Raw genomic sequence first — 23,867 nt, 5'->3', positions numbered from 1 at the left:
CAAATATCACAACTATTTAAGAGACAGGTTTAGCCACGGCTTTAGCGTTGGCACCCACTCTGTTTTCAGCAGGAACTACGATTTTTTTCCCATCGGCGTACAATTTGCCCCAGCTACATAAACTGTCTAAAATGGGTACCAGGTCAACTCCTTTGTTGGTTAATATATATTTTATACCCGTCGGAACAGTGTTTGGGATTTCCCTTTTTACCAAAATTGCGTGGGTCTCCAATTCTTTTAGCTGTCTTGCTAAGACCGTCTCAGAAATATTGGGCAGTTTTTGTTGTAACAGATGAAATCTATCATTACCCTGGGAGATGTAATAAACTATCTGTCCTTTCCAACGTCCGCTTATCATACTGATAGCTGAATTACGCTCGCAAATCGTAAATAATGACTGTTCATTAGCATAATCGGTAGATTCTTTTTTCCTCATAATTGCAGATTTGATCACTAACAATTTTGTCAGTTATTGCACCGGGTGCAAAATGTCATCAATTTTACCCATTATCAGCTTAACAAAGGGTATCGAAATTTACAACGTCAATTTACTAAACTATAACAATAACAACAATGAAAATTAGCGTTTATATCGCAACTTCTGCCAACGGACTTATTTCAAATTCAAGGAATGTACCGGATTGGCTGTCTCCTGAATACGGTCAGGGTATGTACACTATGAGCCAGAAATTTAAAGCAGTAATTATGGGTAAAACCACCTATAATATTATTGCACCCGATCACTTACCACTTAAAAACGAAGGAACAACCGTTGTTTTAACTACAAATGAAAGTGCAAAGCCGGATAATCCAACCGTAAAATTCACTAAAGAAAGCCCGGTTAAAATCAAACAAATGCTGGAAAGCGAAGGGCATACGGAGGCTGTAATTATCGGTGGAGCAACAACCATTAGTCAGTTTATAAATGCCGGTTTGGTCGATGAAATCTATTTTATCATTGAGCCTGTATTGTTTGATAGTGGATTGCCATTATTAAAAAATGTAACCCGTGAGTTAAAGCTTAACCTGTTGCAAGTATCTAAATTAAACGAGGGTACAGTTCAACTTCATTACCAGGTAGAAAACAATTAAAAACTGAGCCGACATGAGTAACGATTCAAAACCAGTAACGGTTTTAATTACAAGCAGGATAAAGCCCGGCAAAATGGAAACTGCAAAATTTGAGCTTGACACAGTAATTAAAACAGTAATTGAAAGAGAGAGCGCCTGCCAGGGTATTCAGGTATACGATAATCCTGATGATCCACAGCAACTGTTGATCATTGAAAAATGGAACTCAAAAGATATATTTCTAGGCCCACATATGCAAGAGCCACACATGATCGCATTCATGAAGGTAGCGGAATCATTTCTCGATGGTAAAGCAGCATTCACTTTTTGGAATGAAGTGCTGTCCACGACTTAAAAATCACAAGCTGATATTCGAAGTAACCTCCCTGTAAAAGCATGACTGATTTTCAAAACTATTTACAAGGAGCTGAATTGGCGCAGACCGGCTGGTGGTCCCCGATATTCATGCAGCGGTAAATTACCGTTTATTGAGTAGATTGGATCAGGTAATGGCGGATTTAGATTATTTGCTAATTAGCATATTAACAGTATATTTATCCTATCCCAATTTGTTCTTTTTATGACCAGATATTTGTTTCCCCTGCTGTTATTGATTTTTAAAGATAGCCAGGCGCAATACTTACCGCAAGCGATGGCGCTGACAAACGCAACGATCATTGATGCCAACCATCGGACGCCATTGGAACACCAGACAATCATTATTAATAAAGGAAGGATTGCCGAAATCATTCCAACAGGAAGCAAGGGCCTGCCGGATACAGTCATGGTCATCAATCTTGCAGGTAAATATGTGTTGCCGGGCCTTATTGACAGTCATGTCCACCTGGCAACGGATCCGAGCGGTGTTGACGGGCGGGAACACACCCTCGATGTCCTGCAGCGAATGCTTTACAGTGGTGTCACCACGGTCAGGGATATGGCAGGTGATGGCCGTGTGCTGGCAGGTTTGTCAAGGGACGCTAACCTGGGTATCATCGTCAGCCCCAATATCTATTATTCAGCCTTAATGGCGGGCGCCGTGTTTTTCAGTGACCCGCGCACCGCCACCTCCACACAGGGAGGCAGCAACGGGCACATGCCGTATATGCAGGCAATTACAGACAGCACCGATCTTAAGATAGCCGTTGCACAGGCAAAAGGCAGCGGCGCCAGTGGCATAAAACTATACGCAAATCTTTCCGCCAGGCAGGCTGAGGAAATCATCACAGAGGCCAGGCGGCAGCAAATGCCTGTTTGGGCACATGCCTGGTTACAGGATGCCAAACCTTCTGACCTCGTAAAATCCGGTATTCTCTCCCTGTCGCACGCCCCACTCCTGCTTCGCCAAAAGATACCACAGATACCGGCAGAATGGAAAAAAGGTACACACCCATCTTCCTTTTGGGACAATGCCACTCCTGACCTGGACAGTTTGTTTGCCTTAATGAAGCAATACCATACGATACTCGATGCCACCATTTTTACTTATAAGGACTGGGCCGATACTGATTCAACGGTTCGCTGGGACTATGAAACAGGCCGCCGGCTCACAGCCCGTGCCTATAAAGCCGGTGTAATGATTTGCGCCGGTACCGATGTTGACCAGAAGGAATTTGTACAGTCGGAAATGCAGCTATTGATAAAGGATGCAGGATTCACTACCATAGACGCCATTATTGCCGCAACCCGCAACAGTGCCTGCGCTTTGGATCTTGGTGCACGTAAGGGCCTGGTAAAAGTAAATATGGATGCCGATCTATTGATTGTTGATGCCAATCCCATTGAAAATATAGAAAACATCAAAAAGGTTTTCCTGGTGGTGAAAGGCGGAAGGATTTATGGCAAATGAGCAGGTTACAAAAACCAATAATAAGAAACATTTCGAGCTTAACTGAAAGTCAATAGTCAGTTGTTATTTATTTATCAAAGGATAAGAAAATGACATCGTTTGCTCTTCTAAACCCCTGTTGCCTTGTCAGGTAAATTAACCAATATAGGGCACTAAGTAATTACCACATATACAGGGAGTCCCACTAGAATACTGGCACATAGGTGATACAGTGATCCTCTTTTTGAATTGGACAGCTTTATTGCGAGTGAAGAAAATAGTTGCGACATATGCTTCCGTTAAATGAACCGAATGTTAAAGTAATTTTTTTTTCTTAAAACGCGTAACGTATAAAAATCTTCATTAACTTTGAACTACAAAGTACTTTTTAATTATGATCACACAAAACAGAAGGCTTACCGGCATCGTGCTCACCGTCGTGCTGATACTGCTTATACCCCTGATTGCGATGCAGTTCTCCAGTGAATGGGACTGGTCTCCATTTGATTTCCTGGTGATGGGAATCCTATTACTCGGCACTGGTCTTGCCTGTGAGCTTGTATTGAGAAAGGTGAAGAAAACAGCGTACAGAGTGATGATTGTTGCGGGGATACTGGTGGCTTTACTGCTTATATGGGCAGAATTGGCGGTAGGTATTTTCGGGACGCCGTTTGCGGGAAGTTGAACAGCGGTGCCCCACTGTTTTCCAGCCTTACCTATGTCCAGGCCATTGAATACTTCAGAGCTGCCATTGCCTTGCCGATCACATTCTTGATGTGAATGGGCTATTAATCGTAACTCTATACTACTAATGATGATTAATACGGTCTTCCCGCGGGCAGCAATAGCTGCCGGGATTTTCCTGGTACCGATATATGATCAATCTCTCCGACAATAGTCAAACAATGTGATGCTGCCTTTAATTTTGCAATCTTCAAATGGTTGGGCAAGATTGATCTGTCCGGCAGACCGGATAGCTACCATACTGAATAAGATCAGGAATACGGGTTGTTTTATCATAACCATAAAAGATACGAACTGAATTTCTCTTAAACGGTTATGATCGACGAATATTACAATACAGTCCCCAATCTGCCCGATTTAAAACATCAACTCCCAGCTCCCCTATCTCAATAGCTGCAACAGTCGGGGGGCTGTTACCTCAAATCTGTTTCTTTTCATACACACTCCCCGCCGGAAATCACGTCGGGCACATCTGCAGCCAACTTGGAGTCAGGTCAGGAATGTTATTTGTAGCAGCTTCAGTATCTGAAAAAGTCATCTTACTTAATTTCAATTACTCACCTAAACAATCTAAAAATGCAAACTCTAAAAGCGACCGCTAACACCCTAACGGAAACCGCTCCTGATACCAGGCTGGAGGAATTCTTTGTAACAATGTTACGCGAAATTTACTGGGCAGAACAAAACCTGACAACCGTACTTTCTACCATGGCAGCTGCGGCCACCACCCCAGGCCTTAAGCAAGCGTTTGACACGCACCGGATACAAACAGAAAACCATGTGATGATAGTACAACAGGTCTTTGAACTTATGGGAATGGTTGCCCAGGCAGAGCATTGTATAGGATTACAAGGGCTTTTTGATGAAGGCTGGAAGGTAATAGATCAAACAGAAGAAGGTACGGCGCAACGGGATGTAGCGCTGATCATCGCTGCTTAAAAAGTTGAACACTATGAGATTGCCTGTTATGGCAGCCTGGCAACCCTGGCCACCACTATGGGCCAGACAGAGATAGCGAAACTGCTTAAAAAAGTGTTGTCAGAAGAAAAAGAGACCGATGCATTGCTCACCACTATTGCTGAAGGTAGGATCAATGCGCAGGCAAGCAAAGAAGAAGTATAATAATTGCAGGAAAGGGATGACGCAAGCTATCCTGCCGTTAGTCCAATTTAAATTATTAACCGGTAGCCACTATGCTACCGGTTAATCCGATGATACCCGCTTTCCGGTCAAATTCTATAAAGTCTCCGGCGTCGAAATACTCATCATTTAATACACCTGGAAGAACCGGCAAACTAAAAGATGATATATGCCGGGAAAACACGTAGACATTTGTCTACTATTTTACCGATTCCTAAAGCCATGAAGAGCGGGTGCTGACAACAAGATGATCTTTACAAATATCAACTGCCTTGTACTTAGGGATGCCGGAAAAATTTGCATTAATTTTTATATTTGTTCTGCGATCGGCCGTATTTAAATATTTAAAGATATGCGAGGTTAATTATGCATGATGTTTTTAAAGAAAAACACATGATCCTGCTCCCATTAAAGGTGTTTTCAGATGCCATTTGATTTCCCGTCCTGTCCAGGTAACTGTATTGGTTTATGAAATGAAAGAGTCCCCTGCCTGGATACCTGAACAAATCGGCACTTGTCTACGCTTTTTTCCGGCAAATGTTATCTTTCCTGCAATCCCTATTGCAGAAATTTGCGCCGCAGCATATAACAGACTGCGAGGCCATATTCCCTTCTGTAATTAACACAGATATAAATAACTAAATCAATTCTAAAGCACTAAACATTTGCTTAACGCTTAACTTAGAAGAAAAAAACATGCTGGATATCGTTATATCGTCAAGGCAGGCGGAGATCGCTGCCGGATTTGCGGTCAAACGCATTTTGCCATACCAGTTACGACGAATGGTGGGCCCGTTTATATTCATGGATCATGGTGGGCCGATCAGCGTGCCAGCTACTGTTGCCAGCAGCCTGGATGTCCTGCCGCATCCTCATATCGGTTTGTCGACTGTAAGTTACCTGTTCAGCGGCGAGGTTACACATCGTGATTCTCTTGGGGTTGAACAGGTGATCAAACCCGGTGAGGTGAACTGGATGACAGCTGGGAAAGGAATTGCGCACAGCGAACGGCTGGAAGACCCGGCCATAAGGGCAGGCGGCACACTGGAAATGATACAGACCTGGGTAGCGTTGCCTGAAAAGGATGAGGAATCGGATCCGTCCTTCAGAAATTTTACATCGGATCAGTTACCAGTGTTCACCGACACCGGCGTTTGGATGCGCCTGATCGCCGGCGAGGCATTCGGGCTTAAAAGCGAAGTAGAAACTGCTTCACCTTTATTTTATCTGCATGCCGTACTGGATGCGGGCACCCGCTTCGGTATACCGCAAGGCTACAGGGAAAGAGGCGTTTATGTGGCGAATGGTAGCGTCATGGTAAATGGAAGTACCTACCAGGCAGGGCAGCTACTGGTGTTCACTCCCGGTGTTGACCCTGTGATAGTCGCCCAGGAGCATTCGACCCTGATGATGCTAGGTGGGGAACACCTGGGCGACCGGTATATCTGGTGGAATTTTGTATCAAGCAGGAAAGAAAGGATCGAACAGGCTAAGGAAGACTGGAAACAGGGGCGCATACAATTACCTCCTGCGGATAACGAGGAATACATCCCACTACCTGAAACAAAGTCAAAGCCTGCAGGAGGACCGCCGCCGCCTAACGCACTGTCCTAAACCACCGGCCACGGGGCGGTCCGAAGCGGACAGTATTCAAATGACAGGATATAAACAGAAGAATATATGGAAATAGGAATAGACAGTTTTGCCTCAGCGATGTACGGAAGCAATGAGCTGGACAGCGAAACTGCCATGGAACAGCTACTGGACAGGATCGTTGCGGCCGATGAGGCCGGGCTGGACGTTTTCGGGATTGGTGAACATCATAAAAAGGAGTTTTTGGATTCTGTTCCTTCTGTGATCCTGGCAGCTGCAGCAGCCCGGACCAAACGTATCCGGTTAACGAGCGCCGTGACCGTACTGAGCACTTCAGACCCGGTACGGGTATTTCAGAACTTTTCAACGCTGGATATCATCTCAAAAGGCCGGGCAGAGATCGTGGCCGGCCGGGGTTCCGCTATCGAAGCGTACCCATTGTTCGGCTTTGACCTGAATGATTATGACGCCTTATTTGAAGAAAAGCTGAAACTACTGCTACAGATCCGGGATAAGGAATTCGTCACATGGTCCGGAAAATTCAGGCCGGCATTAAAAAACCAGCCCGTGTATCCCCGTCCCGTTCAGGAAAAATTGCCCGTTTGGATAGGTGTCGGCGGAACGCCGCAGTCCTTTGTTCGTGCAGGTAAGCTGGGGCTTCCACTAATGGTCGCTATCATTGGCGGCGAAACCGAGCGTTTCCGGCCGCTGGTCGACCTTTACCGGAAGTCAGGCGCAGATGCCGGTTTCAGCCCTGATCAGCTCAAAGTCGGGTTGCATTCTCCAGGATATGTCGGCGTGGATGACCGGTCAGCTGTCGAGGATTACTATCCCGGGTATGCGGAATTATGGACCAAAGCAGGTAAAGAATGCGGATGGCCGCCGGTAACCAGGAAGCAGTTCGACGTTCAGATCGCACCAAAAGGTGTGCTTGTTGTCGGCGGGCCGGAAACGGTCGCTGAAAAGCTTATCCGGCATAGTGAAGCTTTAGGTGGGGTTGATCGTTTCACCTTTCAGATGGATAACGCAGGATTATCGCACCGGCAATTGTTACACGCCATCGAATTGATCGGCACAAAGGTTATTCCTCTTATAAAACATGCGCAAGATGTCTCAGGAAATTATGGAAATCCTATTGAGTGAATCCTCCATGTGTATAATAAATTGGCATGAAAGATCAAAAGTTGATTAACTTGCAAAGTTCTAAAAACGAAGATTATGAGCACATTAAAGTTAAAAGACGGTACGGAAATTTATTACAAAGACTGGGGAACGGGACAACCTATTATGTTCCATCATGGATGGCCGCTTAGTAGTGATGACTGGGATGCCCAAATGTTTTTCTTCCTTGAAAAAGGATTCAGAGTAATTGCACATGATAGAAGAGGTCATGGGCGTTCTACTCAAACCTTTGAAGGAAACGAAATGGATACCTATGCAGCAGATGTTGCCCAACTGGTTGAGTATCTTAAATTGGAAAAAGTTATACATATAGGGCACTCCACAGGTGGTGGTGAAGTGGTTCGTTATATAAATAAATTCGGTAAAGGGAAAGCCGTAAAAGCCGTATTAGTGAGTGCTGTAACACCTTATATGATTGTAGATGAAAACAATCCGGACGGCGTACCATTAGCTGTTTTTGATGACATCAGAAAGAATACGGCACAGAACAGGCAACAGTTTTATCAAGACCTTACGTTTCCATTTTATGGCTATAACCGTGAAGGTGCAAACGTTAAAAAAGGCATTCAGGACAATTGGTGGAGACAAGGAATGATGGGTGGTATTAAAGCCCATTATGACTGTGTTAAAGTTTTCTCCGAAACTAATTTTACCGAAGACCTGAAAAATATAGACATCCCGGTTTTGATCCTGCATGGCGAAGACGATCAGATCGTTCCGTATAAAACCACGGCTGTAAAAGCAGCAGCATTGCTTAAAAACGGTAAACTGATCACTTATCCCGGGTATCCACATGGAATGCCAACCACAGAAGCAGAAACCATTAACAAAGATATATTGGAATTCATAAAGCAATAGATAATTACTGAAGCGGATTGTAAGTTTCGGAGTATAGATACTCCGGAACTTGCATCTGTACTGCCACCCAATCTACCAACAGGAAAATTCATTACCACCGGGGATCTCGCCCCAATGCCCGGCGATTTTGCCTAAAGTTGTGAGCCGGCGGTCATCATAATTGATGCAGTTGTTTATAGCAGGTTACGGGGCATTGCACGCATTTTTTGCGTTTTATGTTATCATAAGTGCTCATAACTGTCTTTACTTTGTTGATACAAATTTCTTTCCATCGTTGTAGCAAATGATTTGTGCTGTATCGCGCCCGGAAACAAGCACGCCCGGAAGGCCACCGCCAACCTGTGTCCACTGCCCGCACATATAAAAGTTGCGCAAGCCTTCAAGGGTATGGGAACGGTGGCTAAGGCCCGTTTCCGGTGTTAGCAGCCACCCCTCATAACTGCCTTTCCAGTTGCCGGAAAAACGCTGGAAAGAAACGGGGGTGGATATATCTGTCATTTCAACATTTGTTTTAATATTACCGAATCTTTTTTCAAGAATATCTATTATCGTGTCAGCGATCCGTTGTTTTTGTTGCTTATACAATTCCCTGTTTTTTATATACAAATCATTCCAATAGTTGTAGTTGTATGTTTCAAGGCTAAGTGTGAGCAAAGTGCAACCCGGCGGGGCAAGCGTTTGGTCGTAACTGTGATGGTGAACAACCAGGTCATTTAGTTGTGTTTGCGGGTCAAGTGATAGCGGTTCTGTTAGCGGAAGCACGATTATATGTGGTAAACCGGTAAAATCTTTCTTTATGCCAAGGGCTACAAACACAAGGGAAGGAAATGGTTTGGCTGTTTCATAAAACTCAAGTAATTTTTTACCCGCGTATTTCCCCTTCAGCATATCAAATATAGTAGTGTGACCGTCCGCTGCTGAAATAACCAGGTCTGCAAAATACTGTTGCCCGCTTTCCAATTCTATTCCAATTGCGGCATCATCCTTTACGAGTACTTTTTCCACTCTTGCATTAAAGACGATTTTACCTCCAAGTTCCGTGTAACGTTCGCATATTTTTTTGGCAAAATTTAAGGAACCACCAATGGGATAGCCGGCAGTTTTATTATGAAACCAGGTAAGCGTTATCATGCCGAAAATAATGCCCATGCCGGGGCCAGGTAAATTACAAATGACTTTTTTTAGCAACGGATTTTTAAAGTGTTCACTATATTGTAAGCACGTTAATTTTATGTATTTGCCAAAGGTCGGCAGGTAAGGCAGCATTTTCCAGAAAGCAGCCAGGCGGCTCCATATATTCGCTGTTTCCCTTGCTTCGTCCGTGCCCATATCAAATGTTAGAAGCTTTTTGGCATTCCTTATGAATGCGCGTATCTCTTTTTCATCTTCCGGTGCTTTTTCTAAAAATTCCGCTTTAAGCCTGTCGAGGTTTGTAAATACGCTGATGTGGTTTCCCTTCCCATCCTCCACACGAAAAAATTCGTCGTGATTGACAAATCGTATATTCCCTATGTCGATCAACTCATTCCAGCGTTCGTAAAAGCTGCTTGCAGGACCGCTGCCCACCAGCCATTGTACACAAAGATCTACGGTATAATCGCCTCTTTTCCATGAAGTACAGACTCCGCCAGGTGTACTGTTCATTTCATAAATGGTTACATCGTAACCGTTCATCAGCAGGTAGCAACCGGCACAAAGGCCCGCCATACCGCCCCCGATAATGCTTATTGTTTTGTTGGCCATAAAACCATTTTATAGCAGCTAAATTGCGTAAACTGATCTTATTGAGTAATGATATTAGTCAGTTGCCGGTCAAATAATATTTATTCAACCCTGCCTGCTCAATTTCAACTGTTTGCATTGGAGTACTGTTCGGTTTACTTCGTGTCTTTTCGTTCCGGGGTGATAATAATCAGCAGGCCCGCTAACAATTGTCATTCCCCGAATGGCCGGGTCCAGTTAATTTGTACCCAAAACTGGATTGTGAAAAACTCTTTCATCTCTTTATTATTGTTGCTTTCTTTATCGGCCTTCGGACAAACAAAAGAAGGTAGCTTTTTTAGGCCCTTTCCGGCAAATTATGAAGTGAAACAGGCTATAGAGGTGGAAAGCCTCTTTCCAATGTTTTTTACCGGCGGCTATCATATCGGTATAGGTTACCGTTACAGAAAATTCAGAATAAGGGCCAGTGTAATAAATGGAGGTACATATAATGCTGAACCAGCAGGCGTATCCAACAGTTCCAGTGATTTTAAGCGTTTCTATAAAACATCTCCTGGCTTCTTCTTGGGCTACAATGCCTGGAAAAACCTGGAAGTGTATGCCTTTCTGGAACACCATACTTTTCAAATAGAACAGAAATCAACCGGGCAACGGCAGGACCTAACAAGTGTTGATTTTGGCCCCGGCATCGGCTACCAGTTCTTTATTGGCCGCTATCTGTATATCCAGCCCGCATTTCACGTATATATAAGAGCAAACAAATCGGAGACGTTCCCCTCGCAAACGTATAAAATTCCAAATATTGACCTTTCACCCGTAATCCGTATCGGCTGCCGGTTATGGAAGCAGTTTCCTTCACATATAAACACCAGGCAATGAAAAGGAGAAGGTTTTTACAGGTGGCCGGCGGGACGGTGCTGGTTGCCGGGGGGCTTACCTGGTTGTCAACAGATAAGACAAACTTTGTAAGAAAAGATATAAAAGACATTGAACGCAACAGGCAACCGGAGCTTCACCCGGACGAACGGGAGATCTTATATTTGGCCTCCCTTGCACCAAGCGGCCATAATGCGCAACCCTGGCTGGTAAAACGTAAGGAACCTTTTCACTGGGTTATCTGTAACGACAGGACAAAATGGCTTATGGCTGTTGACCCAGGCCAGCGGGAAACGATACTGTCCATTGGGGCATTTATGCAAAACCTGGAGTATGCTGCAGGCCATTATGGCTATCATTGCAAATGGAGCCTGCTTGCATCATCAAACCAGGATGAAGACATTATAGACGTGTCCCTTTTGAAAGCAACAGGCCTATCCGGTTTTGATATTTCAAAAATAAAACAGCGAAGAACTATCCGGTTCAACTATCTCCCCGATAGTTTAAAGAGAGAAGACTTCGCCGGTTTAGCGGCAGGAGAAGAAGAGTATATTTATTATATACCGAAGGAGGCCAGAGAATTTAAATGGTTGAATGAGCAAACGATAGAGGCTAACCGGCAACAAATATACAGGGATGCCGCAGAGGAAGAATTAGGGAAATGGGTGCGCTTCTCCAGCAAGGAAGCAAAGCTGCATTGCGATGGGCTTACGCCTGCCAGCATGGAGATTGAAGGGCTGAGCGGCTGGGTTGTAAGAAACTTTTATAATAGATCCTCAGTGATGAAAAAAAGTTTCCGGGAGCAAGGGCTTGACAATGTAAAAAAACAGGTTGGCCAGTCGGGCGGATGGCTGTTGATAACCAGTAACAACGCAGAAACAAGATCATTGCTGGAAACAGGGATGCGACTGCAGCGGATATTGCTGCGGGTACGTGAAAAAGGCATAGCTATCCATCCTATGACCCAGGTTTTGGAAGAATTACCCTTTGCCCAAAATGTAAACAAGGTTATGGGAGTAACAGCGCCCATACAATTTATTCTGCGCTGCGGTTATGTAAAAAATTACCCCAATCCTGTTTCACTGAGAAGGCCGGTAGATTGGTTTGTAAAAAGCTCTTAATGTAAGGATATACATGTTTACAGAATACAATTTAAAAAAACGCTATTTAACTGAAGTAAAGGCAGAAATAGCTAGCTGCAAAGCAGAAGGCAGAGAGCTTATCACTGAATATGATATTGTTCATTTGCCCCCGCCTGTCCGGAAATTTTTCAGTGTATGCGGCTACATTGGTAAAGAAAAGATGGCTTATTCCTTTACAGAATGGAAAGACGTATACCTCAGAACGGCACCCGGCAAAAAATGGATGAGCCTCGATTGTTACCAGTTTAATGCCGTCCGGGTACCCTCGCGAATTGTATATATGAAGTCACTGCTTGCAGGAATATTCCCTTTTGAAGCCAGGGACAAATATCAAAACGGGCATGGGAACATGCTGATCCGGTTGTTAAAACTGTTTACAGTAGCCAATGCAAAGGGCGAAGAAATGGATATATCGGCATTGGTGACTGTTTTGTCGGAAACCTTTTTGACACCAGCATATGCTTTGCAGCCCTACCTGGAATGGCGGCCTGTGGATGAATATTCGGCCAGTGCTCAAATACAGCACCATGGCAAAACAGCAGAGGGGCAATTTTATTTTAACGACGCCGGTGAATTTGTACGTTTTGAAACAAATGACAGGTATAAGACTGTTGGCAATAAGTATGAAAAATGCAAATGGGTGGTAACCGCCGGCAATTACATCGAGAGAAATGGTGTCAGGTTCCCGACACAGGCAAGTGCAGCCTGGCATGATAAGAACGGGATGTTCGAGTATTTTAAAGGACGCATTGAAAATATTCTATATAATACCCCGGAGGGGGATTAAAACACTATGATGCTTAAAAAATCTTCCAGCAAACTAACTATCATTAAATTAATTCATACGGCAATATGGGGATTTTTTAATGTTGTTATCTTTTACTTACTATATGCGGCGGTGTTTGCTAATAAGATTGATACCAGCATTTGGATATGCATCGGACTGATATTGCTGGAAGGAATTGTATTGCTGATATTTAAGGGGAAGTGCCCCCTTACTGTTATGGCCCGCAGATATTCTTCTTCGGCGAGTGCTAATTTTGATATTTTCCTACCCGTGTGGCTGGCAAAATATAATAAACCAATATACACTATCATTTTTGTTATTAGTATAATTATCATGGTTTACCGGATGGCAATATAAACAAGGGAAACGCTTATATGTTGGGCGCAGAAACTGGAGCCATCTTTCCAGGACCGGGGACTGCAATCGGAGGTTTTGCCGGAGTGATGGGCGACTTGAAAAAAAACAATCTATCAAAAACATTTTAATTCAAAATGTTGTTAAATTTGGAAGAGTGTGAACTAGCCCAAATGTTTTATGCCCAAACCAATTTGTGACACCCGCATCTTAACAGACTAGTGTTATAATACATACACACTGTTTTTAAAATCATAGCCCTTAAAATTTAACCACAATGAAGATCCCCCTATTTGAATCTAACCTGCCAATTATGGTGCATCCTGAACTAAATGTGTTGGTAAGTCATATGAAAGATTTTTTTAAAACGGCAGTCTTTGACACAATGAACGAAAACACACAATTATATGGAGATTATATAGCTGTCGGAGCCCAATACACTGCTTATATTTATCCATTTGGAAATATAGAAAAAGTTAAATCTATTTGCAGATATTATAGTGTGTGGGCTTTGATAGATGATCAGTTTTTTGATAATTCTGTTGATCTGGACAATATTGTTGAGATGATCGAAGGTTTTAAAGCAGCCCTGAACGAAGAGCCCGGGGTTGATCAATTGTTTTATCCGATTGCCAGTTTTTGTTCAGGAACTGGCTGGACAAAGGATGCAAAAAATATTTTCAAGCTTGAATCGGTTAAATATCTGGATAATGTACTGGTGCAGCGTACGATAGAGGTGCAGAAGCAGGAGCCTTCTCTGGAAGAATATCTGGAGTGCAGGGCATATGATGTTGCCATGCCAGTGATGTATGCTCTATTGTGGTATCTCTACGATGATCTGCCAGCATCGTCCTACTACAGTGGCGCATTTGAAAAAGCGCTCAAAATTTCAGGGTATACCATAGGACTGCTTCTTGATTTGTATTCCTACAAGGCCAAAAAGGAGGAAATAAAAGCTTATGCCCATGTTGTAAAGATTATCCAAAGAATTGAAACTTGTGATGAACAGGCCGCAATCGATAGAGCTATCTCTTTATTTTACCAATATGCGGCTGAACTGGAAGAAGAGTTCGACCGGCTGGAAGCACAATATCCCGCTGAAGTTCGTTATTTCAGGTATATTCAATCTGGTTCAATCAGGTACTGTAATGAAAATAGAAAGATCCGATACCTGAAGGAGTATGAGGCAGACGAAAATTTATATAAAGGTCGGTCGATAGTATGATTTCTCATTGCGAAGTAGCTATGAGCTTCCAGTGTGTTAAAATTGAGAATAGGTATTGATAATCAATAGGGATAAATATCGGCAATGCCCATGAATATTCCATAAAGACAGTCTGGGAATAGATGCCACAAACCTTTTTTTCCGGGCCTTTCATTAATTTATTTCAAGACTGTATCTTAAAGAAATTCTAAGGTAGGGGTATGTTTTATTTAGGATTTTTAGGGTGTTAACGTGGATATAACTACAGTACTTGCACCAGGCTTAGAGTTTTTGTATTTGCCAATCGTAGGATTATGTAAATAATCTAAGTAAAACAGGGATCCAATGAGTAAAATGCGAATCTTACCTTAAGTTAGTATTTCTTGCGGCAATTATCAAAAGTTGCGATGCATATCTTTTTTCAGCAACTATACGTTCGGCAGTTTTAAATATTTACCATTTATAAATTAATATTAATACCGTACTTTCTGGATATCCTGCACGCTGCAAATTGCGTATATTAGTTGTTAATTGTTGTGTACCATCACCGATAGGTTAAACGAGAAAGATAAAATTGAAGTCATCTTCTGTGCTACTGATAACCAACAATCAACTTAAATGAAAAAAATAGTCTACCCCCTGCTCTTTATTCTTTTGCCGGCTTGCACCAATAACCCTGGTAAAACCAAAGCGGAGAAAATTGATTACCTCATGCAAGAGAGTTTCAAGGACAACGAATTTACGGGAAACGTATTAGTTGCAGATCACGGGCAAATTATTTACAAAAGATCCTGGGGAAAAGCTGATCAGGCGAATGATCTTCCCAATAGTGACACTGCTAAGTTTCTTATTGGCTCTATTTCCAAGCCTGTCACCGCCATTCTTGCATTACGGCTTGTAGACAAGGGGATTCTCAAATTAGACGCAACCATTAATAGTTATTTCAAAATAGCGGATATGCAAATTGGCAAAATAACTATTCATCAATTGTTAACGCATACTTCCGGCCTTAACGAGCTTCTCAACAAGGAAAAAGAAATGGACATCAAAGCATTGATTGCAAAGGCCACCTTAAGATTTGAACCAGGATCAGACTTTGAATACTCAAACTCGGGCTATGTACTTCTAAAAGAGATTATACAAATTGCAACGGGAAGGAAATATGCTGAATTGATCCAGACCGAGATCTTCGGTCCTGCTAATATGACCTCATCCGGAATAGCAAGAAATTCAGACCTTAATAAGATAGTGAAAGGATATAAGGATGCGGCTCAAACAGCATCTGTTGATATTGATTTTCCGCTGGAAAATATTGATGGCGCGGGAACAGTGTATTCAACCACCGGAGACCTGTATAAATTAGACCGGGCCCTTTATGCAGAAAGCCTCCTTTCTGAAAAGATGAAAGAACAGATGCTCAAACAGCATGTTCCGGGGAAGTATTGCTATGGCTGGTTCGTGAGGGAAAGAGGCGGTGTCTGGGATGTTTATTATCACAAGGGAAGCCTGCCGGGGTTTGCGAGTTTCATCAGCAGAAGAACACAAAAGGATCAGCTTATTGTGCTGCTGTCCAATGCTGAAAATGCAGCGGTATCGGATATTGAAAACAGCATTGCTAAGATCCTGAAAAAATAACTTGTAAGACAGATCTAACCCGTGAATGAGATCAACTGTTGGAACAGCCATTTGATAACAGCCAACTGTTCGGCGCCAGGAAAGACTATCCGTTCCGGCTCAAGGGTACCTGTACCCTATCTCTTCATACTTGTATTGTCTGGCATTGACCAAACAGGAAAGCTTTTTTACGTTATGAGTAAAGAGTTTTGGCGGCATGGTCAAAAGTATTGAAATTCCGATACCTAATTAAATAACACTTCATCTGCAAACACCCATCCCCTGCTTCCCTTGCCGGGATGCCAGCCGGGTATTTTTACCAAAGGATCCATTACCAACTTTACACAGGAAACGCTGGTAACCGGAAAGGCACCTGCTATTTCCATGGCGGCGGCAGGATCGTTCTTCTTCCCTGCTGCGGGAATGATCTTTTTCAGCAGCTTCAGGTGCTTCGCATCTGTACCACCCCATATTTCCAGTTTTGCGGGAGGAAAAATGTACCCGTCAATATTCCGTAAGATACCTACTGAAACTGACTGCAGGGGTACGGGCTGCTTAAATAGCAGCATGGCCACCATAGGCTCTTTTACATAACCCAGCCATTTCTGATTGCCCTGGTCTGCACCCCCTTTCTGCCCGTCGCAAAGCGTTTTGGGACCTGCGCCGGCATAAGTTCCATCGGGTTGCGTAAGCAACACCACACTGTCAGGGGTATACGAAGACTTGTAAAAATTGAACTGCACCGGGTCGCTTGCATACCAGCCCTTTTTGCAGGCAATGGCACGGATAGTAGTATTTGTTTGCAGCAGCAGGCTATCTTTAAACAGCGGAGAGTTCACACTGTCTGGTACCGATCCATCGGTAGTATAGCGGATCTCCACCCCTTTTATGGGATGCTTCAGCAACAGCTGTGTAGTATTGCGGAAAACCGGCGCTGTGTTCACCATCAGCGGCTGATTCAGTTTCAACGGTTGTTTACCATCATCTGTAAATCCCCTGATAATTGCCACCGTTTTAAATGCTGCCGGCAGCTGATCCAGCTCCGCGGCAGTGAGCGCGGTATTCCACAGGTACAGCTCTTTCAATGCAGGCGCCGTCTTCAGCACCTGCAGCTGTTGCAAGGTAACCGGGGTGCCCGACAGTGAAAGGCTTTCCAGGTGTGGCAGCTTTACCAGGGCGGCCAGCGTTTGGCCCTTTATGTTAGTAAAGCTCAGGTTCAGCACCCGCAGCTCGGGAAACTGTGCTATGATGTTCAGATCTGCATCCTGCACCGGCATTTTCTGCAGGTGCATTTCTATGATCTGTTTTTTCAGCGGCAGCAGCTCTTCGATCGATCTGCTCTTAAACTGGTCTTTATTATAGCAGTTCACCACCAATGGCGCTGCATTCAGCGCTACCGGATAAATAACGCGGTAATTATTATTCAGCTTTTGCACCAGCTTTTCATCTGCCGCTGCAAATTGATAAACAGGGGCTGCTGGCGGGGCAGGTTGTAACATAGCGGCAGCCAGTAACCGCAGGCTGTCATGTACTGGCAATGCAGCTACTTTTGTTTTGAAATCAGCGCCGCCTTTGATCCAGTAATAAAGCAGGTCCGCTTCTTCCGGTGTAAGCTGTGGCTTGCCGGCGGGCGGCATATGCTTCTTCGCATCCATTGGTAAATGCAGCCGCTCTATTAACAGGCTTATTTCAGGTTTACCGGCCATAAACAGCTTCCCGCTCTTTCCTCCTTTCAGCAGCTGCGCCGGCAGCTCCATTGCCAGCTCACCTTTTGCCTTAGCTCCGTTATGGCAGTTCATGCATTTCTCCTGTAGTACCGGCTTTACCAGGTGCTCATATATCAGCGCCTGGTCGAAAGGCACCTGCAGTCCTTTTCCTGCAGGGGTTACGGGCGCCAGTACAAAGTTTTCGCCATGCGTGATGTCTGCCCCGAAATGCCCGGTCACTACCAGCAACAGGGCAGTAATAAGCACCCCGCCTTTCTGTATTGCGGGCCGGCTTATACCCGTCCGGCCCAGCCAGTATAATAAAGAAGTAAGCCAGCACACACTTACGCCGCTCCATTTGTGCCATTGTAAAGTACTGCTGCCGTTATATCCTTCTTCACCGGATAAGAACAAGCCCATAATAACGGTAACGACTGCACTGAGTGCGCCAGCCAGTAATAAAACGTTGGCCAGGTGCTGTTTCCATGCTTCAGCAGCCGGCTCACGCAGGCGGATAAACGTTAGAACGCCTGCTACCAGGATCAGCACAATAGGAAAATGCAGCAATAAAGGATGCATCCTGCCCAGCACCTGCAACCAGGGCGGTAATACCACACGGTTGCCAAAGATCAGTAGGAAAAGGATAAAAATGTTGCCGGCAAATAACAGGCTGCTGCCTGCGCTTTGCCATCCGGACGACTGCTTCACTGTCATTATACGCTTCTCAGTTTATATAAATGTTATTTGATCAGGCCATCAATCCGGGGATGACCTTACCTGCTACGTCTGTAAGGCGATAACGGCGCCCCTGGTGTTTAAAAGTTAATTTTTCGTGATCAAGCCCCATCAGGTGTAAAACGGTAGCATGAAAATCATGCACATGCACAGGGTCTTTCACAATGTTATACCCGAACTCGTCTGTTTCCCCGTATACAATACCGGGCTTTACACCACCGCCGGCCATCCAGATGGAGAAGCAGCGCGGATGATGATCACGGCCATAATTATCTGCGGTCATCTTACCCTGGCAGTAGTTCGTTCTTCCGAATTCACCACCCCATATTACCAGTGTTTCATCGAGCAGGCCGCGCTGTTTAAGATCCGTGATCAGCGCTGCGGAAGCACGGTCCACATCCTTAGCCTGGCCGGCCATTTCATTGGGCAGGTTGCCATGCTGGTCCCATCCCTGGTGATACAGCTGAATGAAGCGCACACCGCTTTCAGAAAGCTTCCTGGATAACAGGCAGTTCGCTGCAAATGTGCCGGGCACCAGGCAGTCAGGCCCATACAGCTTGATGATATCATCTGATTCTTTGGAGAGATCAGTAAGTTCCGGCACCGCCGTTTGCATACGGTAAGCCATTTCATACTGCTGGATCTTGGTATTGATCTCAGGGTCGCCGAACTCTTTATACGACTGATCATTCAATGCGGCCAGCTGGTCCAGCATCTGGCGGCGGTTAGCCATATCAATGCCTTCAGGATTATTCAGGTACAATACCGGGCTTTCGCCGCTGCTGAACTGAACGCCCTGGTGAATACTGTCTAAAAATCCATTGGACCACAGCTTGGAGTATACACCCTGCCCGTTTCCTTTACCTCTCGACAGCAGCACACAGAAGGCAGGCAGGTTCTTGTTTTCGCTCCCAAGGCCATAGCTCATCCAGGAGCCAAAGCTGGCGCGGTTGCCCTGCTGCGCCCCTGTCTGGAAAAAGGTGAGCGCGGGATCATGATTAATTGCTTCGGTGAACATGGAACGCACAATGCAGATATCGTCCACTATCTGTGCCGTATTCGGAAACAGGTCGCTGATCCAGGCACGGGCCGCGCCGTACTGTTTGAAATCGAAATGCGAGCCTACCAGCGGAAAAGACGACTGCCCCGATGTCATGCCGGTTAAGCGTTGTCCCATACGGATGGAGGCCGGCAGCTCCTGCCCCATCATTTCGCGCAGCTTTGGCTTATAATCAAAGCTTTCCAGTTGAGACGGCGCCCCGTTCTGAAACAGGTAGATGATCCTTTTGGCCCTGGGCGCGAAATGCGGCATGCCCGGAACAAAAGGCGCCTCTTCCCCGCTGCTATTGCCAAAGAGGCCGGGAACCAGCAATGAACCCAGCGCCAGGCTGCCCACGCCAAGGCTCAGGCGTGACAGGAACTTACGGCGGTTCATGTTCAGTTGATATTCTAAAAATTCGTTTTTCATCGGCCTTTATTATGCGTGACTTACGATCGTTATGTTTTTGAAAGCGTTTCTTCCAGGTTATAAATAGTGGTGATCACCTGCATCATGGCGGCCCATGAGGCATTGTCCAGGTTTGTGGCCATCGGGTACTCACCCTGTTGCAGCAGCTTCACCGCATTTCCGGGCTGCTTTTTATACCATTGCTGCTGCTGCTCATAATATTTCTGCAGCAGGTCTACTTCCTGTTTTTGCGGTGTGCGGCAAACGATCAAACGGAAGGCCTGCGTTATATTCCGGGTTGTATTATTGTCTTTTTGCAACAACCGGGAAGCCAGTACCCGGCTGGCTTCCAGCACAGTAGGATCGTTGAGCATAATGAGCGCCTGCAGGGGCGTATTGGTGCTGGCGCGTTTTACCTCGCACTGATCGCGGTTACTGGCATCAAAGATCATCATAGAAGGTGGCGGCACCGTGCGTTTGATGAAGGTGTACAACCCTCTGCGGTAAAGGCTTTTCCCATGATCCTGCCGGTAGCTGGCCAGAATGCCTCTGCCGGAGGTAGCCATTTCCCACAAGCCCTGGGGCTGATAGGGCTTTACACTGGGACCGCCAATTTCAGGTACCAGCAAACCACTGCTTTTCAGCACCAGGTCGCGCACGCCTTCCGCAGTAAGCCGGAACCGGGGCCCGCGGGAGAGATAAATATTTTCAGGATCTGCTTTCAGCTTGTTTTTGGAAATGATAGCCGACTGCCGGTACGTGGCCGTCATCACCATTTGTTTCATGAGCCGTTTAATATTCCATCCGTGCTGCATAAAATCAACCGCCAGCCAGTCGAGAAGCTGCGGATTGCTGGGCAGGTCTCCCTGCATCCCGAAGTCGCCGCTGCTTTTCACAATGCCTCTGCCAAATACTTCCTGCCATTGCTGGTTTACAAAAACCCTTGCTGTGAGCGGGTTCCGCTTGTCAAACAACCATCCCGCCAGGCCAAGGCGGTTAGCCGGGTATTGCTTTACATCAAAGGGCAATACCGCGTGCGGTGTTTCGGGCTGTACTTCCAGTGTAGGGTTATCATAGTTACCACGGCCAAGAATATACGTTTTTCGCGTAGTATCCTTTTCACCCATTACAGATACGATCAGCTTATTGGTGTCCTGTTTGTTAATGAAACTGAGCACGTCTTTGAGATCTTCTTTGGTGATCTCCATGTAGGGCGTTTTGGCATAGGTTTCAGGACCCCCTACCGTAGATTGCAGCCCTGTTTCCTTTACATTATTAAAGAAGGCAAAGAGCTCATAATATTCTTTTTGTGAGAAAGGATCATATTTGTGATCGTGGCAGTGTGCGCATTCAATGGTGATACCTAGCAGGCTTTTGCCGAATGTGTTGGTACGGTCCGTCACATATTCGATCCGGTATTCCTCATCTATTACTCCGCCTTCTTCAGTGATCTTATGGTTGCGGTTAAAGCCCGTGGCCAGCAATTGTTCGCGGGTGGCGCCGGGGATCATATCTCCTGCCAGCTGCCAGGTTATAAAATCCCGGTAAGAAAGGTTTTCATTGAATGCATGGATCACCCAATCGCGCCAGGGCCACATGGAGCGGTAGTTGTCGTCCTGGTAGCCGTGTGAATCCGCATACCGGGCTACATCCATCCAGTGTACCGCCATTTTCTCGCCATAGGCGCTATCGGCCAGCAGCTCGTCTACCATACGTTCATAACCCGCATCGCTGGTATCTTTGGCAAAACGTTCCATTCTTTCAAGTGAGGGTGGCAGGCCGGTAAGATCCAGGCAAAGACGTTTCAGCAGTCTTTCGTGATCTGCTGCGGGATTGGGTTCCAGCCCATGTTGCTCCATGCGGGCCAATACAAAGTAGTCTATTTCGTTGCGCGCCCATTTCTCTTTTTCTACTTTGGGTAATGCAGGTTTCACCGGCGCTACAAATGCCCAATGCGGCTTATATTTTGCACCCTGTTTAATCCACTTCTCAATCAGCTTTACTTCATAACTACTCAGGGCCATATTGGTGGATGGAGGCGGCATACGCATGGAAGAATCTGTACTGCTGATACGCTGGTATACTACAGAAGCCATAGGATCGCCAGGCACTAAGGCATGCGCACCGGGTGTTTCGCGCAGCGCTTTATAAGCGCTGTCTGCAATATCAAGCCGCAGACCGGCTTCGCGCTTATTGGCGTCAGGGCCATGACAGGCAAAACACTTATCTGATAAAATGGGCCGTATATCAAAATTATAGTCTACAAGTTCCGGTAATTTTCCAGGCTGGTTTTCGGGTGCATCGCTATTATTGCATGCGTACAAAAATGCAAGAGAACAGATGACGAGTCTGACATAACGGTGGAACATACTTTCAGCAATTAATTGAAACAGTCTTGGTACAGGCGAATGATCCGGCGATTGATTGCTATAACATTTATCCGGCTGCTATAGTAAAGATCGGCTATAATCAGGCATAACCTTGATAGTATTTTATCCCATAATAATAGTTTGTTCTCATTATGTATATACATACACACATAATGAGAACAACTACTATTGCACTGTAAAAAACGGCTTATGAAGAAGTTAGCCAGCCGGTTTAGGGTAAGCATTTGGGGTTGCTATTAACAGGGCGGGATGTTAACGTGACAAGATGATCTATCGGGCAATGTCCTCCACCGGATCCGGATCTGCCGGGTGCTGCGGGTCATAAATGGCTACTCCTACCCTGGAATCCGCGCAGCCGTAATAGAGGTACCATTTATGTTTAAACCATGCCATGCCCTCAATAAATACAGTTCCGCTTGCATACTGACCCCGTTTTTCGAAAGCCTCGCGGGGCCTGAAAAACGGCACATCAAGCCGCGCAATCAATTTGGTTGGTTCCGTCTTGTCGAAGAGCATCTGACCTGCACTGTAGGTTCCCCCGGCAAAACGTTTGTCGCCATTGGAAGTACTGTTCCGGCCATTGTATAACAGGATGATGCCTTTATCTGTTAACAAAGCAGGCGGGCCGCATTCCGTCATGTCGCTATCGAAATAGTTTTTCCGGGGAGATGCCAGGATCAGTAATTCACCTTTTTCATCCACTAAAGGGCGCCAATCCGTAAGGTTAGCTGAGGTGGCAGCATACACATGCCGTTCGCCCCAATACATGAAATACTGACCGTTTACTTTGGCTATAACCTGCTTATCGCCCTTAACCCGGGTGAGGATGGATGCCGATTTAGTTGCGATGTTGAAAAACCTGCCATTATATACGTCCTGAAAAATAGGCCCGTGCTTTGTCCAATGAACCAGATCTTTTGATGTAGCTGCTGCCAGGCGCGGCACCTTACGGTTCCATTGCGTATACAGCATTACATAAGTACCATCTTCAGTCATTGCTATCCGCGGATCTTCGCAACCACCGGGCCATTCAAATGCTTTTTGATCATCATCTGCCGGAAAAAGAACGGGCTCGCTTTTTCGTTTAAAATGCAGGCCATCCCTGCCTTCGGCATAGCCAAGGCGCGAGGTACGGGTACCGATCTTTACGCCGCTGTTATCTTCAGACCGGTAGATAACCACTATTTTACCATCTTTAACCGCTGCCGCGGGATTAAAAGTATCATTGATCTCCCACTTTATTTTTGACTTACTCATTGGATCGGTGAACGTGGCAGTAGTATCCGGCAAAATGATGGGATTCTGCCCCGCCGGTCTTAAAAACCCGCCCAAAGCCCAATCCGGCAGCGTGTTGGCAGACTGCGCGAAGGTTATTTGAGTGATGAAAAGTAACAGCAGAAGAACGCTGCTGGAGGATGGTTTGATCATAATGTAGTCTTAATGTCTTTTGAACTAAATGCAACCAATATACGCG

At 45.3% G+C, this 23,867-nt stretch carries 18 protein-coding genes and 1 pseudogene; 13 read left to right on the top strand and 6 right to left on the bottom strand.

Annotated elements, in window-relative coordinates:
• Positions 1 to 16 precede the first annotated feature (16 nt).
• On the bottom strand, positions 17 to 436 hold the full coding sequence (locus tag BMZ54_RS25890) for a winged helix-turn-helix transcriptional regulator (protein ID WP_089918959.1): 420 nt from the start codon (positions 434 to 436) through the stop codon (positions 17 to 19).
• A 137-nt stretch (positions 437 to 573) separates the two neighbouring features.
• Between BMZ54_RS25890 and BMZ54_RS25885 the strand changes: the two genes are divergently transcribed.
• From BMZ54_RS25885 to BMZ54_RS25850, 8 genes and pseudogenes are all read left to right on the top strand, one after another.
• Positions 574 to 1,092, top strand: coding sequence for a dihydrofolate reductase family protein (locus BMZ54_RS25885; RefSeq protein WP_089918956.1), 519 nt, complete (start codon positions 574 to 576; stop codon positions 1,090 to 1,092).
• A 13-nt stretch (positions 1,093 to 1,105) separates the two neighbouring features.
• Complete coding sequence (locus BMZ54_RS25880) at positions 1,106 to 1,426, top strand: putative quinol monooxygenase (protein WP_089918953.1); 321 nt, start codon at positions 1,106 to 1,108, stop codon at positions 1,424 to 1,426.
• Between the two features lie 225 nt (positions 1,427 to 1,651).
• Complete coding sequence (locus tag BMZ54_RS25875) at positions 1,652 to 2,920, top strand: amidohydrolase family protein (protein ID WP_089918952.1); 1,269 nt, start codon at positions 1,652 to 1,654, stop codon at positions 2,918 to 2,920.
• A 373-nt stretch (positions 2,921 to 3,293) separates the two neighbouring features.
• Positions 3,294 to 3,584, top strand: a complete 291-nt coding sequence (locus BMZ54_RS25870) for a hypothetical protein (protein WP_089918949.1) — start codon at positions 3,294 to 3,296, stop codon at positions 3,582 to 3,584.
• A gap of 635 nt (positions 3,585 to 4,219) precedes the next feature.
• A pseudogene (locus BMZ54_RS25865) lies at positions 4,220 to 4,765 on the top strand (YciE/YciF ferroxidase family protein).
• 714 nt (positions 4,766 to 5,479) lie between these two features.
• Positions 5,480 to 6,397 carry a pirin family protein gene (locus BMZ54_RS25860; RefSeq protein ID WP_089918947.1) on the top strand — a complete coding sequence of 306 codons (918 nt, stop codon included), beginning with the start codon at positions 5,480 to 5,482 and terminating at the stop codon, positions 6,395 to 6,397.
• Positions 6,398 to 6,463: 66 nt separating this feature from the next.
• Positions 6,464 to 7,519, top strand: a complete 1,056-nt coding sequence (locus BMZ54_RS25855; protein WP_089918945.1) for an LLM class flavin-dependent oxidoreductase — start codon at positions 6,464 to 6,466, stop codon at positions 7,517 to 7,519.
• Between the two features lie 75 nt (positions 7,520 to 7,594).
• Positions 7,595 to 8,416 (top strand): alpha/beta fold hydrolase, encoded by an 822-nt coding sequence (locus BMZ54_RS25850; RefSeq protein ID WP_089918942.1) that lies wholly within the window; start codon positions 7,595 to 7,597, stop codon positions 8,414 to 8,416.
• Between the two features lie 243 nt (positions 8,417 to 8,659).
• Here the strand turns inward: BMZ54_RS25850 and BMZ54_RS25845 are convergent, their stop codons facing one another.
• Positions 8,660 to 10,159 carry a phytoene desaturase family protein gene (locus tag BMZ54_RS25845; protein WP_089918940.1) on the bottom strand — a complete coding sequence of 500 codons (1,500 nt, stop codon included), beginning with the start codon at positions 10,157 to 10,159 and terminating at the stop codon, positions 8,660 to 8,662.
• A gap of 48 nt (positions 10,160 to 10,207) precedes the next feature.
• Between BMZ54_RS25845 and BMZ54_RS25840 the strand changes: the two genes are divergently transcribed.
• From BMZ54_RS25840 to BMZ54_RS25815, 5 genes are all read left to right on the top strand, one after another.
• On the top strand, positions 10,208 to 11,017 hold the full coding sequence (locus BMZ54_RS25840) for a hypothetical protein (protein ID WP_202909358.1): 810 nt from the start codon (positions 10,208 to 10,210) through the stop codon (positions 11,015 to 11,017).
• Complete coding sequence (locus BMZ54_RS25835; protein WP_089918937.1) at positions 11,014 to 12,135, top strand: Acg family FMN-binding oxidoreductase; 1,122 nt, start codon at positions 11,014 to 11,016, stop codon at positions 12,133 to 12,135. The genes BMZ54_RS25840 and BMZ54_RS25835 overlap by 4 nt, the downstream gene beginning before the upstream one ends.
• A 13-nt stretch (positions 12,136 to 12,148) precedes the next feature.
• Positions 12,149 to 12,943 carry a DUF6544 family protein gene (locus BMZ54_RS25830; protein WP_089918936.1) on the top strand — a complete coding sequence of 265 codons (795 nt, stop codon included), beginning with the start codon at positions 12,149 to 12,151 and terminating at the stop codon, positions 12,941 to 12,943.
• Between the two features lie 631 nt (positions 12,944 to 13,574).
• The gene (locus tag BMZ54_RS25820) at positions 13,575 to 14,522 is read left to right on the top strand and encodes a terpene synthase family protein (RefSeq protein ID WP_089918932.1); all 948 of its coding nucleotides are present in this window, start codon (positions 13,575 to 13,577) and stop codon (positions 14,520 to 14,522) included.
• A 597-nt stretch (positions 14,523 to 15,119) separates the two neighbouring features.
• Positions 15,120 to 16,136: a serine hydrolase domain-containing protein gene (locus BMZ54_RS25815; protein ID WP_089918931.1), complete on the top strand. Its 1,017-nt coding sequence runs from the start codon at positions 15,120 to 15,122 to the stop codon at positions 16,134 to 16,136.
• Positions 16,137 to 16,360: 224 nt separating this feature from the next.
• Here BMZ54_RS25815 and BMZ54_RS25810 read toward each other — a convergent pair whose 3' ends face one another.
• From BMZ54_RS25810 to BMZ54_RS25795, 4 genes are all read right to left on the bottom strand, one after another.
• Positions 16,361 to 18,535: an FN3 associated domain-containing protein gene (locus BMZ54_RS25810; RefSeq protein ID WP_089918929.1), complete on the bottom strand. Its 2,175-nt coding sequence runs from the start codon at positions 18,533 to 18,535 to the stop codon at positions 16,361 to 16,363.
• A gap of 34 nt (positions 18,536 to 18,569) precedes the next feature.
• On the bottom strand, positions 18,570 to 20,024 hold the full coding sequence (locus BMZ54_RS25805; RefSeq protein ID WP_089918926.1) for a DUF1501 domain-containing protein: 1,455 nt from the start codon (positions 20,022 to 20,024) through the stop codon (positions 18,570 to 18,572).
• 29 nt (positions 20,025 to 20,053) lie between these two features.
• Complete coding sequence (locus BMZ54_RS25800) at positions 20,054 to 22,372, bottom strand: PSD1 and planctomycete cytochrome C domain-containing protein (RefSeq protein ID WP_089918925.1); 2,319 nt, start codon at positions 22,370 to 22,372, stop codon at positions 20,054 to 20,056.
• Between the two features lie 291 nt (positions 22,373 to 22,663).
• Positions 22,664 to 23,821: a glycoside hydrolase family 130 protein gene (locus BMZ54_RS25795; protein WP_089918923.1), complete on the bottom strand. Its 1,158-nt coding sequence runs from the start codon at positions 23,819 to 23,821 to the stop codon at positions 22,664 to 22,666.
• Between the last annotated feature and the right edge of the window lie 46 nt (positions 23,822 to 23,867).

This window comes from Chitinophaga rupis, from assembly GCF_900109685.1.
Taxonomy (GTDB): domain Bacteria; phylum Bacteroidota; class Bacteroidia; order Chitinophagales; family Chitinophagaceae; genus Chitinophaga; species Chitinophaga rupis.
The sequence above is the reverse complement of the archived record's forward strand: the minus strand, read 5'-3'. Positions and strand labels throughout refer to the sequence as shown.